This window comes from Microbacterium rhizosphaerae (assembly GCF_034120055.1).
GTDB lineage: Bacteria > Actinomycetota > Actinomycetes > Actinomycetales > Microbacteriaceae > Microbacterium > Microbacterium rhizosphaerae.
In genome coordinates, this window is sequence record NZ_CP139368.1 from 3,759,562 (window position 1) to 3,776,011 (window position 16,450).

Sequence of the window (16,450 nt, forward strand, 5' to 3'; positions counted from 1 at the left end):
ATGCCGCGGCGGAAACCGCGGAGTCAAGAGGCGCAGGCCGACGTCGGGCAGCGCGCGCAACGGCTGTCAGGCGGGTGCCGGCGCGCTGTCGCTGAGCGCGCGCTCCAGTTCTGCGGCGGTCGGGGGGACGGCACCTGCGCGGCTGACGGTGATGCTCGCCGCCACGGCGGCCACGTGCCCGATCGATGCGAGGTCGGCCGGCTGGAGGGTCTCGGCGAGCACACGACGCACGCCGAGACGGGAGACGATCGCGGCGATGAGCCCCGTCATGTATGCGTCCCCGGCGCCGATGGTGTCGATCGCGCGCGTGGGCCGGGCCGGCACATGGACCGTCGCACCCTCGGTGTGGAGCGTGCTGCCTTCGGCGCCTGCGGTGACGGCGACGAGGCGGGCGCCGCAGGCGAGCAGTCTCTCGGGCACACCCCCGTCCGGGTAGAGCCACGCAGCATCCTCGTCGCTGAGCTTCACGACCGGGGCGCGGGCGGCGTAGTGTTCGACGAGCACCCGCGTCTCCTGCCGGGACGGAACGAGCGCCGGACGGATGTTGGGATCGAAGGTGACGAGGACATCCTCGGGCAGTGCCTCCACGAGCGCGAGCACGCGGTCGGCGCCGGGGGGGCGCAGGGCTCCGATCGACCCGACGTGCACGGCGATGACGTCTGAGACGACCGGCGTCAGTGTGAAGTCCCACTCGAGGTCGAACTCGTAGGAGGCCGATCCGTCCGCACCGATGAGGGCGCGGGCGGACGATGTGCGCCGGTCTGCGGCATCCGTCCGCTCGATCCGCACACCGGCCGACGCGAGATGGCGGACGATGTCGTCCCCGTCCTCATCGTCGCCGAACTCGGTCGCGAAGACGGTCGGGATGCCGAGGCGCCCGAGTCCGAACGCCACGTTGAGCGGGCTTCCGCCGACGTGACGGGTGAGCTCACCGCCGCGATCGACGATGTCGATGAGCGACTCCCCGACGACCAGGATGGGGTGCCCATCCGCGGCGGACGCCGGAGCCGTGTCCGAAAGAGGGATCGAGGTCATACCGGCACGGGTTCCAGCCACGTGAGCGTGGAGCCGCCGCCCACGACGAGTGGCGCGAACGCCTCATTGAACCGGGCGCAGTGCGGCGACGCGAGATGCGCGTCGAACGCTTCCTCGTCCGCGTATTCCTCGTACACGAAGAACCGATCCGGCTCGTCGGCCAGACGGTGCGCATCGAAGCGCACATTGCCCGGCTCCGCTCGCACGTCCCGTCCGTACCCGGTGACGAGCGATGCGACCGCATCCCCGGCACCGGGCGTGGCCCGGAACTCGGCGTACAGGTACTTGCCGTCGCTCATGCCGTCCGAGCCCCCGTCATGATCCCGACCGCTTCGGTCATCGTGTGTGACGACGGGGTGATCGTCGCCGCCCGCTTGCCCAGACGCTGGATGTGGATCCGGTCGGCCACCTCGAACACGTGCGGCATGTTGTGGCTGATGAGGATGACAGGAACCCCGCGCTCGCGCAGGCGCTTGATGAGGTCGAGCACCTGGTTGGACTCGCGCACGCCCAGCGCCGCGGTCGGCTCGTCCAGGACGACGACCTTCGATCCGAATGCCGCCGCGCGCGCCACGGCGACCGCCTGACGCTGACCGCCTGACAGGTTCTCGATCGGCACGGTGACGTCCTGCAGGGTGGAGATGCCGAGCTCGGTCAGCTCTGCACGGGCGTTCTTGCGCATCGTCTTCGTGTCGAGCATGCGCAGCGTCGATCCGAGGAAACCGGGGCGTCGCAGCTCGCGGCCCAGATACATGTTGGCGGCGACATCCAGCGCCGGCGAGACCGCGAGAGACTGGTACACCGTCTCGATGCCCGCCTCCCGGGCGTCCTGCGGCCGGCGGAAGTGCACCGGCCGTCCGTCGAGGCGGATCTCGCCTTCATCGGGGATTTCCGCTCCGGTGAGGCACTTGATGAGCGTCGTCTTGCCGGCGCCGTTGTCGCCGATGATGGCGAGCACTTCGCCGGCGTACAGGTCGAGGCTGACCCCGTCCAGTCCGACGACGTGCCCGTAGGTCTTCACGAGCCGGCTCGCCGAGAGAACAGGCGTGCGGGTCTCGGTTGTCGTGTCGCTCACTAGCGCACCTTCCGAATCCACTGATCGATGGAGACCGCGACGATGACGAGGATGCCGACAGCCAGGGTCTGGTAGAGGACGTCGAGGCCTGCGAGGGCCAGGCCGTTGCGGAACACGCCGACGATGAGAGCTCCGAGGAGGGTGCCCCACACGTTGCCGCGACCGCCGAAGAGGCTCGTGCCACCGATGACGACGGCGGTGATGGCGTTGAGATTCGCGTCCACCGCCGCGTTCGGGCTCGACCCGAAGTCGCGGCCGATCTGGATCCAGGCGGCGAGGGCGACCACGGCGCCCGCGACCACGTAGACGCTCAGGAGGACGCGATTGACGCGGATGCCGGTGAGGCGTGCCGCCTCCTTGTCGTCGCCGACGGCGTACACGTGGCGTCCCCAGGCGGTTCGGGCGAGGACGAACGAGATGACGACGTAGAGCAGCAGCATCAGCAGCACGCCGAAAGTGATGTCGACGCCGAGATGGAATGTTGTTCCCGTCCAGGTGACGATGTCGGGCAGCTTGTCGCCCTGCACCGTCGCGCCGTTCGAGAGGAGCAGCGTCAGCGCGGTGAAGATGCTCAGTGTGCCGAGGGTGACGATGAACGGCGGCAGATTCAGCCGCGTGACGAGGAGCCCGTTGATGATGCCGGTGGCGAGGCCGGTCAGCAGACCGAGGAGGAGTGCGACGACTCCGGGCAGGCCCATGCCGGCGGCCGCGTTGCCGATGACGACGGAGCTCAGCACCATCGCAGCGCCGACCGACAGATCGATGCCGGCGGTGAGGATGACGAGAGTCTCGGCCACGCCGAGGGTGCCGATGACGGCGACCTGCTGCGTGATGAGCGACAGGTTGTTCGGCGCCAGGAAGCGCGGGTTGATCACGCCGAAGATGATCACGGAGATCACGAGTACGATCGCCGGGCTGATCGCCGGATAGCGGTACAGCACGGCGCGCACGCGCATCATGGGCGTCTGGCGGGCGAGGAACTCGTCGGCCAGGTGAAGCGACGAGGTCGGCGGGTTCGGAGGCGGCGGTGGCGTTACGGTCGCGGACATTCTGTTCTCCCGAGTTCTGATGGATAGGGATGCGGGGCGCCGGCGTCTGCGCCGGCGCCCCCTGGTGTCACTTGCCCCAGCAGGTGTTGGCCGCGTCAGCCGTGGTGATGCTGTCGAGTCCCGTCATAGGCTGGTCGGTCACGAGGCGCTGACCCGTGCTGAAGAAGTCGAGGCCGTTGCTCGTCCTCGGCTTCTCGCCGCCACGGGCGATCTTCGCGATGGCCTCCATGCCGAGCGCGGCCATCTTGGACGGGTACTGCTGAGCCGTCGCGCCGATGATGCCGTCCTTGACATAGCCGACACCGGTGCAGCCGCCGTCGATCGAGACGATGATGACGTCCTTCTCCTTGCCGGCTGCCTTCAGAGCCTGATAGGCACCGTAAGCGGCGGGCTCGTTGATCGTGTAGACGACGTTGATGTTCGGATTCTTCGACAGAAGGGTCTCCATGGCCGAGCGACCGCCGTCCTCGGCGCCCTGCGTGGGCTGGTGGCCGACGATTTCGTACTCACCGCCCTTGCCGCCGGTGTAGGAGCCCGTCTTCGCCTCCGAGCCGTTCTTGCTCTTGTCCGGAACCGTGATGCCCATGCCGGAGAGGAAACCCTGGTCGCGGTTGGTATCGACGGAGACGATCTGGTCGGAGAAGAGGTCGAGCATAGCGATCGTCGCCTTCTTGCCGTCGAGCTTGGCGGCGGTCCACTGGCCGATCTCCTTGCCCGCGGAGAAGTTGTCGGTGGCGAAGGTGATGTCGACGGTGTTGGCGGGGTCCGGAACGGTGTCGAGCGCGATCACGTAAAGGCCCGCTTTGCGCGCCTTCGCGATCTCGTTGTTGACCGCAGTGCCGTTGGGCGTGATGAGGATTCCCTTGTCGCCGCGGGAGATCGCGTTCTCAATGGCCTGAATCTGGCTGTCGGTGTCGCCGTCCTTCTTGCCAGCGGCAAGTGTGAGATCCACGTTCGCGGACTGGGCGTCTTTCTTGGCGGCGTCCTCCATGGAGACGAAGTAGGGGTTGGTCGTGGTCTTGACGATGAGCGTCACGCCGACCTTGTCGTTCGGCCCAGCGGTCGCGCCGCCGGTCGCGCCGGATGAACAGGCGGCGAGCGAGAGGGCTGCGACGGCGGCGAGGGACACGGCGGCGGTGAGCTTCACGCGGGGAGTCGTTCGAAGGGGCATCTTTGCTGTCCTTTGCAGGTGGTGTGTGTGACACCATGACAACGGTGTCAGCTGTATGTTTACCTCACCGGATGCACGAGCGCAAGGCCAAGATGGGGAAATCATGACATCGTTATCAAACCAACGCCTGCCCCGCGTGACGATCCGTGAGGTCGCGCAGCGCGCAGAGGTGGGCATCAAGACGGTGTCGCGCGTCGTGAACAACGAGCCGAACGTCGCACCCGCCACCGCCGCGCGCGTGCGTGCCGCGATCGAGGAGCTGCGCTGGGAGCCGGACGCCCATGCGTCGAACCTCCGGCGCACGACGACGCGTACCCGCTCCGTGGGACTCCTGCTCGGCAACGTGGCGAACCCGTTCTCCGCCACCATCCACCGCGCGATCGAGGACACCGCCGTCCATCGCGACGTCGCTGTCTTCGCGTCGAGCCTCGATGAGGAGCCGGAGCGTGAGATCGCCGCGGTCGAGGCATTCCTTCGCCGTAAGGTCGACGGCCTGATTCTCACGTGCATCGCGGAGAGCCAGGAGTATCTCGCCGACCTCGTCCCGCCGGAGATGCCGATCGTCTTCATCGACCGTGAGCCGGCCTCGTTCACCGGCGATACGGTGCATTCGGACAACTTCGGCGGCTCGCGGCTCGCGACCCGACATGTGCTCGGCTTCGGGCACCGCAGACTCGCGCTCCTCATCGACCGTCGCGAGATCTGGACGGCCCGGGAGCGCGAGCGCGGCTTCATCGCCGCGCTCGAAGAGTTCGGCGTCCCCTCCGACGCCGCCACGATCGTCGCCGATCTCTCCGACCGGGATGCGGCGGAGCGCGCCGTGACGCGGCTGCTCGGCATGCCGGATGCTCCGACGGCTATCGTCAGCGGCCAGAACCTCATCACCGTCGGAGCCGTGCACGCTCTGCGCCGGTTGGGCCGCCACCACGACATCGCGCTCATCGGCTTCGACGACCTCGAACTCGCCGATCTGCTCGAGCCGGGTATCAGCGTGGTCGCACAGCGCCCGCAGGAGATGGGGCAGGTTGCCGCCGCGCGGCTGTTCGCCTCCCTCGACGCCGGACAGCGGCTCGCACCGACATCGATCGTCGTCCCGGTCGACCTCATCCCGCGCGGCTCCGGCGAGATCAGACCGCACCGCTCGTAACTCCCGCACGAGTCCGGTGGTGGGGACTCACCCCGCATGCAGCACATCCAGGGGCGTGCCGGTATCCGGGGCAGCGACAACGCTGTCAGTGCGGCCCGCGAGCACTGCGTCTACCGAGCTCTGGCGCTGAGTGCTGACCACCGACGTTCGGCATCACGACGGCGAGCCATTGACGTCGCGTGGTTGCCGCGCGTACTCTCGCAGCTTGACATCGTTGTCAATGAGGAGAGGTCAGAAATGGGTTCAACCGTCCCCCGGCCGAGCAGGCGAGCGCGGCGCAACGCGGTCGCGGGCGCGGCGATCGCCGCAATGGCGAGCGCCCTGCTTGCGTTCACGGCCCCGGCGCACGCTTCGACGGCAACACCCCCGCCGGCGCCGCATACGGAGACCTACCGTCCGCAGTTCCACTTCACTCCACAGCACAACTGGATGAACGACCCGAACGGGCTCGTCTACTACAAGGGCGAGTACCACCTGTTCTTCCAGTACAACCCGACCGGCAACACGTGGGGAAACATGTCGTGGGGACACGCTGTGAGCAAGGACCTCGTCCACTGGACGGAGCTCCCGGTCGCCATCCCTCAGGACACCGAGGAGATGGTGTTCTCGGGCAGCGCGGTCGTCGACACGAATGACACGAGTGGCTTCGGAACGCCGGGGAACCCGGCCATCGTGGCCATCTACACCAGTCTGGACAAGGCAACGGGTCAGCAGAAACAGTCATTGGCGTACAGCACAGACGACGGCCGCACGTTCATCAAGTACGCAGGCAACCCCGTGCTCGACATCGGCTCATTCAACTTCCGCGACCCCAAGGTGTTCTGGTACGCGGCCGGGAACGAGTGGCTCATGGCAGCGGCGCTGTCCGACCAGCACAAGGTCACGTTCTACAGCTCAGCCGACCTGAAGCACTGGACTCACCTCAGCGACTTCGGACCCGCCAATGCCACGGGCGGCGCCTGGGAGTGCCCAGACCTCTTCCCGATCGCCGACCCGCAGAACCCCGGAAAGCAGAAGTGGGTTCTGGTCGTGAATGTCAACCCCGGGAGCATCGCCGGAGGCTCCGGCACCCAGTACTTCACGGGCGACTTCGACGGCACGACCTTCACCGCGGACGACACGCCCTATGTCCCGCCGACCGGGACATCTCTGGGCGACTTCGACGGGGCGACATGGGATGCCGGGTGGACCACCAGCGGGGCCGCGTTCGGCACCGGGCCGACACCCGGCAACGCTCCGGGTCAGGGCGGCGTGACGGGCTACATCGGGGCAGGGTTGGCCAACAGCTACAACGGGTTCGACGGAGCAACGGGCTCGCTGACCTCGTCCAACTTCACCATCGACCAGCCATACCTGAACTTCCTGGTCGGCGGCGGAAACCACCCCTACGTCCCCGGCTCGGTCGTGGGCAACGCGCTCCCCGCCGGAACGACGTTCGCCGACTTCGAAGGCCCCACATATGGCACCGGATGGACGACGACCGGCGACTTCGTCGGCACTGGTCCCGCCCCCGGAACCTGGCCAGGGCAGAATCAGGTGAGCGGATATGTCGGCAATCAGCTCGTGAACACCTTCATCAATGGCGATCAGTCTGAAGGCAGCATCACCTCCCCGGCGTTCACGATCTCCAGCAACTACATCAACCTCCTCGTGGGAGGCGGTCGCCATCCCTGGGGCGTATCCGACCCGACATCGGTGAACCTCGTCGTGGACGGCAAGGTCGTCGCAAGCGCCACCGGTCGGAACGATGAAGCGCTGGACTGGGCTGACTGGGATGTCAGCGCCTACACCGGGAAGTCTGCGACGATCCAGATCGTCGACCAGAACTCCGGAGGCTGGGGACACATCAATGTCGACCAGATCATGTTCTCCCCGCAGCCTTCCGCACCGCGTGCCGTCGACACATCCGTCCGGCTCATCGTCGACGGAAACGTCGTGCGCACCGCAACGGGTCCGAACAGCGAGTCCCTCGACTGGAACAGCTGGAACCTCAGCGACCTGCAGGGCAAGACCGCTCACATCGAGGTCGTCGACAACAACACGGGCGGCTGGGGACACATCCTCGCCGATCAGTTCAGCCTTGCCGGAGTCGCTGCGCAGTCGGTGATCCAACGCGCGCACTGGATCGACTTCGGGAAGGACGACTACGCAGCCGTCACCTACAACGACGCTCCCGGCGGCAAGCGGATCATGATCGGCTGGATGAACAACTGGGACTACGGCGGGTCCATCCCCACCTCCCCTTGGCGCAGCGCGATGACCATCCCGCGCGAGCTGTCCCTCGAGGACGTCGATGGTCAGGATGTTCTCGTGCAGAAGCCGGTCACCCAGCTCGACCAGCTGAAGACAGCGCCCTCGTCGCACGTTCAGAACCTGAGTCTGCCCAACCGCACCGCCACGCTCGACGCACGAGGCGACACCGCCGATATCGACGCGGTCCTGGCGCCCGGAACGGCAACCACGTTCGGCCTGAACGTGCGGGTAGGCAACGGACAGCAGACGTCCATCGGCTACGACACCACCACCGGGGAGGTCTATGTCGATCGGACGAAGTCAGGTGACGTCAGCTTCGACCCGTCCTTCGCCGCCGACACGCAGCGCGCGCCGCTGAAGCTGCAGGACGGCAAGCTTAAGCTGCACATCCTCGTCGACTGGTCCTCGGTCGAAGTGTTCGCGAACGACGGCAAGGTCCTGATCACCGATCAGATCTTCCCTGATCCCGCGAGCACCGGCATCAACGCGTTCGCCACGGGCGGTACGGCATCGCTCGTCTCCCTGACGGTGCATCAGATGTCCTCGACGTGGACGCGAAGCGGCGATGCCCGGTAACGGAAACTGCGCTCCGGCCCTCAACCCGCGCGGCTCCGGAGATCCGACCCGGGGCTGACGGCCCGGCATGAGGCGGGCCCGGTCGCATCACGGCCTGGCCCGTCTCATCCGATCACTCACATCCGAAGCGACCCGACGGACGTCTCGTTCACGCCGACGGCGTCGCCTCCCCATCGTCCACGGAGATGACGAGGTCGGCGAACGCGCGGCGGGCGCGGATGCGGCGCGCGTTCGGCTCATCGACGGAGGCGACCCAGTCCTCGGCGTCCGCGCGGGCCTTCCCGAACGCGACGTGCCGCTCGACGAGGCGCGAGCGCCGAACGTCCGAGGGCACGTCGGCATACCAGATCTCCGCCGCGACATCTCGCACGAGCGACCACGGTGCAGTGTCGTCGAGCAGGTAGTTCCCCTCGGTGACGATCAGCGCGCGGCCGGGCGGGATGACGCGGTCCGCGGCGATCGGCTGCTCGAGCGTGCGTTCGAACCCGGGAACATAGACGGGGTGAGATGGCTCCGCGAGAGCCCGCCGCAGCGCGGCGAGGTACCCCCATCCGTCGAACGTCTCGATCGCACCCTTCCGTTCGAGGAGTCCGAGCTCTGCAAGAGTGCGGTCGCCGAGATGGAAGCCATCCATCGGCAGCCACGCGACCGGGATGCCGCGAGCGCGCAGCGCATCCATCACGTCGAGCGCGAGCGTCGACTTGCCCGCCCCCGGCTCCCCGACGATGCCGAGGATCACGCGATCCGCCCGCGATGCGAGCGCCGCCGCGCGATCCGCAATCGCCGTATCCAGGTTTCGCACGCTCGAACTCTACGGCGCGCCCCGGGGGTACGGCTGCCGCATTTCCCGCTCCATCGCGCTCTCCGTGTGACGCGCATCCTGAAGCGATTCGCACACCTGCCCACGCGGCGATCGCGCGGGGATCGGCAACCCGCCGCGAAGGGAAGTCGCCTGTGACCGCCTGGCATGCAGCATAGCGGGATGCCATCGCGGCGTTGCCGACGCGCTTTGCGGTGGTGCAGTCGGCCACGCCGGGACCGAGACGAGGTTGCCTTTGGCCAGACGTCCGAACTGCTGGGAGACGGAGGGAATGGCGCCCTCCGCCTCGGTTGCCCACATGCCAGCTGCCTTACATCGCTGCGGATTGGATGCATGTTGCAGAGCAGCAGTAGCTCGCGCTCAACAGATCGGCGAGCTGGACGGCGCCCAAGTCAATGGGATTTGAGCGCATTCGTTCTTTCCCACGGCGTTCCTAAAAGGAGCGCTGATCCGGGATTTTTATGGCGGAGACGGAGGGATTTGAACTCTTCTGGAGAGTGATGAGTTCGATGCACTTCGCCGATACTGCGTTGATTTCACGCGGATTCAGCGGCGCGGAACGCCGCGTTCGATGAGGTTCTATCAGGGTCGCCCGAGCAGAATCCCGTGCGATCTTTCCCACTGCTTTCCCACGTTTTCCTGTGCTGCCACCCCACGTCGTGTCGCCGCTCGAACCGACGAACCGGTACCGACCCGGCGGGCGCAACCGCGTCCGCCGGGTCGGCCGCCATCAGACGACAGAAACGTCTTCCAGCCGGTCGAGCCGCATGGTTGCCGTCGCGCTGTGGGCGGCCATGCCCTCGGAATCCGAGATGACCTGCACGGCATGGGCCAGCTGCGGCGTCGCCTCCCGCGCGATGCGCTGATAGGTCAGCGGCTTGAGGAACCGCGACACCGACAGCCCTGCGCTGTGTTTGGCGCCACCGGCTGTGGGGAGCACGTGGTTGGTCCCGGCCATCCCCTTGTCGGAGTAAGCAACGGTGCTCCAGGGTCCGAGGAAGATCGACCCGTAGTTGCGGAGCCGGTCGTGGTACCAGGCGTCGTCCGCCGTGATCAGCTCAAGGTGCTCGGGAGCGAGGTCGTCCATCAGCTGCGCTGCGGTCTCGCGATCCTTGGCGACCGTGACGACGCCGTAGTCGCGCCACGCGGGGCCGGCGATCGGCTCGGTGGACAGAGTGCTGAGCTGGCGCTCCGCCGCCTCGACCACGGCCCGGCCGTGCGACTCCGAGGTCGTGACGAGGGCGGCAGGAGAGTTCGGGCCGTGCTCGGCCTGGCCGAGGAGGTCGGCCGCGACGATCTCGGGGTCGGCCGTCTCGTCTGAGAGGACGGCGACCTCGGAGGGACCGGCGAGCAGATCGATCGCGACAGTGCCGAAGAGCTGGCGCTTGGCCTCGGCGACGAACGCGTTGCCGGCCCCGACGAGCATGTCGATCGGCAGCTCACCCAACAGCCCGTAGGCCATGGCGGCGAGGGCCTGAACACCACCGAGGACGAACACCCGGTCGACGCCGGACAGGTGCGCGGCGTAGACGACGGCGTCGTTTGCGCCCCCGTGTGGCTGCGGCGGCGTGCACGCGATGACCGTCGGCACTCCGGCAGCTTTGGCGACGCCCACGGTCATGAAGGCGCTGGCGGTCAGCGGGAACCGCCCGGCGGGGAGGTAGGCGCCGACCCGCGACACCGGAATGTATCGCACGCCAGTGACCAGACCCGGGACGAGCTCGGTCTCGAAGTCGGTGAGGTGCGAGCGCTGCTCGGTCGCGAACAGTCGGGTCCGCTCGGAGCCGAGTTCGATCGCTGCGCGCAGGTCGGCGGGGAGGCGGGAGCCGCTCGAGGCGATCTGTGCGGCCGACAGCTCGATGTCGCCGCCCTGGTACTTGTCGAGGGCGCGTGCGTAGTCGAGCACTGCGTCGAGGCCGCGCCGCTGGATATCGAGGAGCATCGCCGACACCTTCTCGATGACGGCCGGATCGCGCTGCGCCGCGGGGGCGTCGATGAGTGGGGTCTTGAGATGACGGTACGAGCCGTCGAGGCTCTGGAGGAGGGCGGGGCTATAACGCATTCCTGCAGGCTAGATTGAAGCGAACATCCGGCACAAGGCCATTGGATCCGATGATTCCCATAGGGCTAGCCTGTAGTAATGACGATCGTTCAGCTCAAGGCGTTCCTCGCGGCCCTCAAGCTCGGTTCGTTCACCGCGGCGGCGACGGATCTGGACATCACCCAGGCCTCGGTGTCCGAGCTCATCGCGCGACTTGAGCGCGAACTCGACGCGCGTCTTTTCACACGAGGCGGTCGACGGCTGATCCCCACGGATGCCGCGCTCGCGCTTCGCGACCACGCCGAACATGCCGTCGCCGCGATCGACCACGGCATCGAGGCCGTCCGCGCGAACAACGCCCTCGAAGGCGGGACCTGCACATTCGGGGTGCTGCGCAACGCCGCCTACTACGACCTCTCCGATCTCGTGCAGCGATTCCACCGTCGACACCCGAAGGTCACCGTGCGGCTTGTCGGACTGAACTCGTCACTGGTCGCTGAGTCGATCGCTCAAGGCGAGATCGAGGCTGGGCTCGTGGTGCTGCCGATCGCAGCGAAGGGGCTGAAGATCAGACCCCTCTTCCGCGACGAAGTCCTCTACGCCACAACGAAGCGGTCGCCCTCCAAGGGCCCGGTGACGATCGACGAGGTCTCGCGGGCGAAGCTCGTCCTCTACGACGCGTATGCCGGCTGGAAGGACCCGACCCGCCGGCAGCTGCTGGAGCGCGCGCGGCTGCGCGGACTTCCCCTCGAGCCCGCGATCGAGGTGGAGCACGTCGAGACGGCGCTCAGCCTCGTGGCCACCGGAGCCGCAGACTCGATCGTCTCGCGCACTATCGCCGAGTCGGCATCCTTTCCGCCCGGTATTGACACGGCGCCGTTCGCCGAACCGCTCTACGACACGATCGCGCTCGTGCAACGGGAGGGCGCCGAGCTCTCCCCCGCCACCCGGAAGCTCGCCGATCTCGCCGAACGGACGCTGCTCGCCAAAGTCGGCGAGCATGCGGGACGCGCAGCGGTGTCGCAGCGCGTCGACGATCCTCAGTAGAGTTCGGGCCGCCGATCGGCGAACAGGTCGTTGTACGGCGGAAGCGACTTGTCGCCGGGCGCACGGAGGATGAGCTCTGCCACCGCCAGGTTGCCCAGGCCGGGGAGGGCGGCGACCCATCCGTCTTCGTCGATCACGGCGGTGCCGCTCGTCCAGGTCACGCCGCGCTCCTTACCATGGCGGTCGGCGATCACGGTCGCCAGGCGCGAGGACCGTGCCGCAGCCATCGCCTGGATCGTCTCGGGCGCGTGCTCACCGGCCGGCCGCGCCACCAGCGGCCAGTTGACCGGCAGCGCGAGCACCTCGGCTCCCGCGAGCGCGAGCCCGCGGGGGACCTCGGGGAACTCATTGTCGTAGCAGATCGCGACCCCGAGTCGGCCGATGGGGCTGTCGAACACCGCACCGGCGATGTCGCCCCGGAGGAAGAACTCGCCTTCGCTCCCCCACAGGTGCGACTTGCGGTAATCACCGAGACGATCGATTCCGGTCAGCACCGCCGCCGTGTTGTAGAGGTCGCTGCCATCGCGCTCCGCATATCCGACGACGGCGACGACACCGTCCGGTAGCACCGCCGAGATCTGGGCCCACATCGGGTCATCGCGGGTTACGGCGGCCGCGCGAGCCTCCGACGGGTCGGTGAAGACGTATCCGCTCGTCGCGAGCTCGGGAAGCACGATCAGCCGGGCGCCCTCTTCCACCGCCGCGCGGAGGGCGTCGCTGATGCGCTCCCCGTTGCCGGCGACGTCCCCGAGTTCGACCTCGGGAGACGCCGCCGCAACGCGGAGCGAACGGGGAGCCTGGGCAGGCTGCATGGTTCGAGCCTATGAGGTCGTGCTCAGTCGTCCTCGGTCGCCGTGATCATCACACCGACGGGTGCCAGATATCCGTTCGGGTCGATCATCCAATCGGCGTCACGCGCTGCGCTGACGACCTCGGGAGCCCACTCCAGGTACACGCGGTCGTCGCCGCCGTTGATGACGAGCAGCTCACCGGCCTCGGCATCCCCCGTGTCGATGCAGCGGAATGCGCGCCAGGCACCCTGCGGGATCGACAGGGAGTCGGCGGGGCCGAGCTCGACGGTGGTGTCCATGTCGCCGTTGAGCGTGACGGCCCAACGGCCGGTCTTCACGAGGATCGCCTGAGTGCGGTCATGGCGGTGCCGCAGCATCCCCTCGTCGCGAGCGGCGCGCACCCAGGCGAGGTTGAAGGAGTGCGGTTCGTGGATGTTCGGAACCTGTCGGCGGTCCTCGGTCATGCCGTAGCCGATGGCGAGGCTCAGTTCCGCGGCGCCTCCCGGAAGGCTCGCGCAGAGCAGCGCGTTCTTGCTGTAGGCGCGGTCGCTGGGCCTGATGACGCGGGAGCGCATCTGTTCCGGGGTATACGTGGTGAGGTCGTCGATGTACTTCTGCTTCATCGGCGTGATCAGCGGCACATCGTCGGGCACCACATCTCCGGCGACGGTGTCGATCAGCCGGTTGTCCGCCGTCAGGTGCAGGCCATACGACTCCGCCTCCTTGAGGACGGAGGGACCCCAGATGATGCCGCCTGTGTTGTCGCGGCCGAGCACGGTGAACAGCAGCCCGTCGTCGGGTCCCTCGTTGGTGAACCCGCGGAAGATCCAGGTCGGGATCGAGACGATGTCGCCGTCGGTGCTGACGTACTCGCCCTGCTTGCCGTCCACGCCCCAGCGCAGCCGGAACTCGCCGCCCAGGTTGATGAAGACCTCGGCGGTGAAGTGGAGGTGCAGATTGTTCGAGATGCCGTTCGGCATCCCGGCCGCGCCCGTGTTGAAACCGTGGTTCTCGGTGAGGTTCACGTACTGGTTCGCGTTCTGGGAGACCCCGGCGCCGATGAAGGCGTAGTTCTCCTTCTGATCGGAGCCCGGGGTGCGGCAGTCGATGAAGGCCGCGTTGCAGGCGACCCAGTCGGTCTTGCGGATGGTCCTGCGCTGGAGCTCCGTCGTATCCACGATCACGTCGGTCATGTCGTACTTCTTCTTCCTGGTTGTGGTGTTGTGTCGGGCGCCCGCGCGCCGCTGGTCAGTAGATGTTGGTGAGTGCCACAGGCTCATCGCCGCGCATGCCGGCGATCTGGGCGCGCAACGCGATGTCGTCCCAGATGCGCACCTCCTTCACGAGCGCACCGTTGTGGAACGTGAACTGCGAGATGCCGAGAACGTCGACGGATGAACTCGTCAGCGGACCGTAGTTGGCCTTGCCGATGTAGTCGCCGGTGAACTTCCAGGTGACGGCGACGCGCAGTCCCGCGTACCGGACGTCGTAGTTGGTCTGGATGTCGCGGACCTGGAACTGTCCCGCCGGGAACGACTCGAGGAACCTCAGCAGCGCACGCCGATACCCCTCGGGACGGAGGATGACGCGGTTGCCCACCGTCAGCAGGACGAGGTCGCGGTGGAAGAAGGACTCGACCTTCTGCAGGTCGCGTTCGTTCCACACGGTCTGGATCATCTCCAGCACGGTCTCGACTTCCGAGCGGTAGTTGTCGGGCCGAGGTCCCGAGTCGCCCTTCGCGATCGGATCGACCGGCGCCGGCTCGGTCCACGAACCCGTGTAGCCACGGAACGCCGGTGCCTGTGCACGCGCCAGCTCGTCGAGGTCCTCTCCATGCAGGAGTGCTCCGGCGAGCGTGTCGCGGACGACCCACTCCTCCACCATGCGCCCACGCCGATACAGGCAGTTGGCGATCGTCCGGCTGTACTCGAGCGTGAGAAGGTCGCTCGAGAGCACGAGGTGGGAGCTCAGAAAGGCGTCGTCGCCGCGCGCCTCCCAGATGACGTCCTCCGCCTGGCCCGTGCGATCCGGGGTTGCCGAGATCCGCATGAGTGAGCCTTCGATGACCTCGTCGCGGGTGGTAGACGTGCCGTAGGCGCCGTGCACGACGGAGTCCGGCTCGTAGTTCTCCCGGATAAAGGAGATGGACCGTTCGACCCAGATGAGGTCCGTGACCTCGCGAATGAAGTCGTCGGGGTCGGTGTACGGCTGGTAGGCAACCGGATCGAGGGACACGTGCACACTCCTTGGCTCTTGCCGCGGTGCCTCCGTCTGCACCCGGCAGGTGTCGATGAACGTCAGTGTATGCGTATGCACAACACGAAGGCAAGGCCTCGCGGAAGGCGGTGCGGAGGCCGTCAGCGCGCGGCGGGGGCCGCCAAGGTGCCGCGCTCGACGAACGACGTCTCGAACTGGATGTGCGAGATCGGGGCATCCGGCTGCTCGATGCGGCGCGTGATCAGACCGGCAGCGGCGCTCGCCATCCCGACGAGGTCGTACGCGATCGTGGTCAGTTCGAGGATCGGCCATGAGGCGGGCGGAAGGTCGTCGAACCCGATGATGGAGATCCCGTCGGGGACCGGGACGCCTGCGCCACGAGCCGCGTTGAGCGCGCCGTACGCGACGACGTCGTTGCCGCAGAAGATCACCGTCGGCGGGTGGGGCAGTGCGAGCAGCGATGCGGTCGACAGTGCACCCGATTCGGTGTCGAACGGCCCGCGGCGAACATAGTCGGGCTCGAGGGCGAGCCCGTGCTCGGCCAGCGCCGTGCGGAGGGCGACCTCGCGGCCCTGCGCGGTGCTCGTGTTGCTCGGACCGAGGATCGCTCCGATGCGGCGGTGCCCGAGGTCGACCGCTCGGGTAACGGCGGCGGTCAGCCCATTGACGGGCGAGACGACCGTCGAGTCGGCGTCTACGGCGGCGGCCGTGCGGTTGAAGTAGACGAAGGGGACCCCTCGATCGTGCAGCCGCAGCGGCGCGACGGACTCGGCCGTCGTGGTCGCGAGGATCACCCCGTCCAGGCCGTTGGCGATCAGCCGGTCCGCGATGGTCTCGCTGTCGGCGGACTCGGTGTGCAGCAGCAACTGGTATCCGAGCCGCTCGAGTTCACGGTGCGTCGGGGCGATGATGTGCGAGTAGAACTGGTTGTCGAGGTCCGTCACCAGGAGCCCGATCCGCCGGGTGCGACCGGACGACAGCGCCCGACCGGCCTCGATCGGCACGTAGCCGAGCTGATTCACGGCCTCGCGCACCCGATGCTTCGTGGCTTCGGACACCCGTGGGTCGTCGCGCAATGCTCTCGAGACGGTCGGCTGAGAGACGCCGGCCAAACGGGCGACGTCGTGACTGGTCACCGCCATGAACGCTCCCCCGGCTCGGCTTAGAACCCTTAGACAACCTTGACCCGCCGTACATACGCAAGCATAATATGAGCATACGTATGCAC

Annotated in this window: 14 protein-coding genes; 3 read left to right on the plus strand and 11 right to left on the minus strand. The window is 67.4% G+C overall.

Features of this window, described 5'->3' with window-relative positions; translation table 11 throughout:
* Positions 1-66: 66 nt before the first annotated feature.
* The 5 genes from SM116_RS17075 to SM116_RS17095 all read right to left on the minus strand — a co-directional run bounded on the left by SM116_RS17075 (position 67) and on the right by SM116_RS17095 (position 4,330).
* Entirely contained in the window at positions 67-1,035 is a 969-nt protein-coding gene (locus SM116_RS17075; RefSeq protein ID WP_320942164.1) for a carbohydrate kinase family protein, read from the minus strand.
* Positions 1,032-1,334, minus strand: a complete 303-nt coding sequence (locus tag SM116_RS17080; protein ID WP_320942165.1) for a putative quinol monooxygenase — start codon at positions 1,332-1,334, stop codon at positions 1,032-1,034. The genes SM116_RS17075 and SM116_RS17080 overlap by 4 nt, the downstream gene beginning before the upstream one ends.
* Positions 1,331-2,110: an ATP-binding cassette domain-containing protein gene (locus SM116_RS17085; RefSeq protein ID WP_320942166.1), complete on the minus strand. Its 780-nt coding sequence runs from the start codon at positions 2,108-2,110 to the stop codon at positions 1,331-1,333. The genes SM116_RS17080 and SM116_RS17085 overlap by 4 nt, the downstream gene beginning before the upstream one ends.
* Entirely contained in the window at positions 2,110-3,159 is a 1,050-nt protein-coding gene (locus SM116_RS17090; protein ID WP_320942167.1) for an ABC transporter permease, read from the minus strand. Before SM116_RS17090 ends, SM116_RS17085 begins: the two co-directional genes overlap by 1 nt.
* 67 nt (positions 3,160-3,226) lie before the next feature.
* Positions 3,227-4,330 carry a substrate-binding domain-containing protein gene (locus tag SM116_RS17095; RefSeq protein ID WP_320942168.1) on the minus strand — a complete coding sequence of 368 codons (1,104 nt, stop codon included), beginning with the start codon at positions 4,328-4,330 and terminating at the stop codon, positions 3,227-3,229.
* A 103-nt stretch (positions 4,331-4,433) separates the two neighbouring features.
* On the opposite strand from SM116_RS17095, the gene SM116_RS17100 reads away from it, so the two are divergent.
* Both SM116_RS17100 and SM116_RS17105 read left to right on the plus strand, forming a co-directional pair.
* Complete coding sequence (locus SM116_RS17100) at positions 4,434-5,477, plus strand: LacI family DNA-binding transcriptional regulator (protein ID WP_320942169.1); 1,044 nt, start codon at positions 4,434-4,436, stop codon at positions 5,475-5,477.
* A 237-nt stretch (positions 5,478-5,714) separates the two neighbouring features.
* Positions 5,715-8,306, plus strand: a complete 2,592-nt coding sequence (locus tag SM116_RS17105; RefSeq protein WP_320942170.1) for a GH32 C-terminal domain-containing protein — start codon at positions 5,715-5,717, stop codon at positions 8,304-8,306.
* Between the two features lie 148 nt (positions 8,307-8,454).
* Here the strand turns inward: SM116_RS17105 and SM116_RS17110 are convergent, their stop codons facing one another.
* Entirely contained in the window at positions 8,455-9,108 is a 654-nt protein-coding gene (locus SM116_RS17110; RefSeq protein ID WP_320942171.1) for a nucleoside/nucleotide kinase family protein, read from the minus strand.
* A gap of 748 nt (positions 9,109-9,856) precedes the next feature.
* Entirely contained in the window at positions 9,857-11,188 is a 1,332-nt protein-coding gene (gene hisD, locus SM116_RS17115; protein WP_320942172.1) for a histidinol dehydrogenase, read from the minus strand.
* A gap of 78 nt (positions 11,189-11,266) precedes the next feature.
* Here hisD and SM116_RS17120 point away from each other — a divergent pair, with 78 nt between their 5' ends.
* Positions 11,267-12,214 (plus strand): LysR family transcriptional regulator, encoded by a 948-nt coding sequence (locus tag SM116_RS17120; protein ID WP_320942173.1) that lies wholly within the window; start codon positions 11,267-11,269, stop codon positions 12,212-12,214.
* Here the strand turns inward: SM116_RS17120 and SM116_RS17125 are convergent.
* From SM116_RS17125 to SM116_RS17140, 4 genes are all read right to left on the minus strand, one after another.
* Entirely contained in the window at positions 12,208-13,026 is an 819-nt protein-coding gene (locus tag SM116_RS17125) for a nitrilase-related carbon-nitrogen hydrolase (RefSeq protein ID WP_320942174.1), read from the minus strand. The two genes, SM116_RS17120 and SM116_RS17125, sit on opposite strands and share 7 nt — an antisense overlap.
* 23 nt (positions 13,027-13,049) lie before the next feature.
* Positions 13,050-14,198, minus strand: coding sequence for a cupin domain-containing protein (locus SM116_RS17130; protein ID WP_320942175.1), 1,149 nt, complete (start codon positions 14,196-14,198; stop codon positions 13,050-13,052).
* A 55-nt stretch (positions 14,199-14,253) separates the two neighbouring features.
* Positions 14,254-15,240, minus strand: a complete 987-nt coding sequence (locus SM116_RS17135) for an ester cyclase (protein WP_320942176.1) — start codon at positions 15,238-15,240, stop codon at positions 14,254-14,256.
* 122 nt (positions 15,241-15,362) lie between these two features.
* A complete protein-coding gene (locus tag SM116_RS17140; protein WP_320942177.1) occupies positions 15,363-16,364 on the minus strand; it encodes a LacI family DNA-binding transcriptional regulator in 1,002 nt (333 codons plus the stop codon).
* Positions 16,365-16,450: the final 86 nt, after the last annotated feature.

Bases quoted from the DNA above. Each gene is read 5' to 3' on its own strand.
- SM116_RS17075 (WP_320942164.1), bottom strand. From the start codon at position 1,035: ATGACCTCGATCCCTCTTTCGGACACGGCTCCGGCGTCCGCCGCGGAT.
- hisD (WP_320942172.1), bottom strand. From the start codon at position 11,188: ATGCGTTATAGCCCCGCCCTCCTCCAGAGCCTCGACGGCTCGTACCGT.
- SM116_RS17080 (WP_320942165.1), bottom strand. From the start codon at position 1,334: ATGAGCGACGGCAAGTACCTGTACGCCGAGTTCCGGGCCACGCCCGGT.
- SM116_RS17130 (WP_320942175.1), bottom strand. From the start codon at position 14,198: ATGACCGACGTGATCGTGGATACGACGGAGCTCCAGCGCAGGACCATC.
- SM116_RS17120 (WP_320942173.1), top strand. From the start codon at position 11,267: ATGACGATCGTTCAGCTCAAGGCGTTCCTCGCGGCCCTCAAGCTCGGT.
- SM116_RS17095 (WP_320942168.1), bottom strand. From the start codon at position 4,330: ATGCCCCTTCGAACGACTCCCCGCGTGAAGCTCACCGCCGCCGTGTCC.
- SM116_RS17125 (WP_320942174.1), bottom strand. From the start codon at position 13,026: ATGCAGCCTGCCCAGGCTCCCCGTTCGCTCCGCGTTGCGGCGGCGTCT.
- SM116_RS17105 (WP_320942170.1), top strand. From the start codon at position 5,715: ATGGGTTCAACCGTCCCCCGGCCGAGCAGGCGAGCGCGGCGCAACGCG.
- SM116_RS17090 (WP_320942167.1), bottom strand. From the start codon at position 3,159: ATGTCCGCGACCGTAACGCCACCGCCGCCTCCGAACCCGCCGACCTCG.
- SM116_RS17140 (WP_320942177.1), bottom strand. From the start codon at position 16,364: ATGGCGGTGACCAGTCACGACGTCGCCCGTTTGGCCGGCGTCTCTCAG.
- SM116_RS17100 (WP_320942169.1), top strand. From the start codon at position 4,434: ATGACATCGTTATCAAACCAACGCCTGCCCCGCGTGACGATCCGTGAG.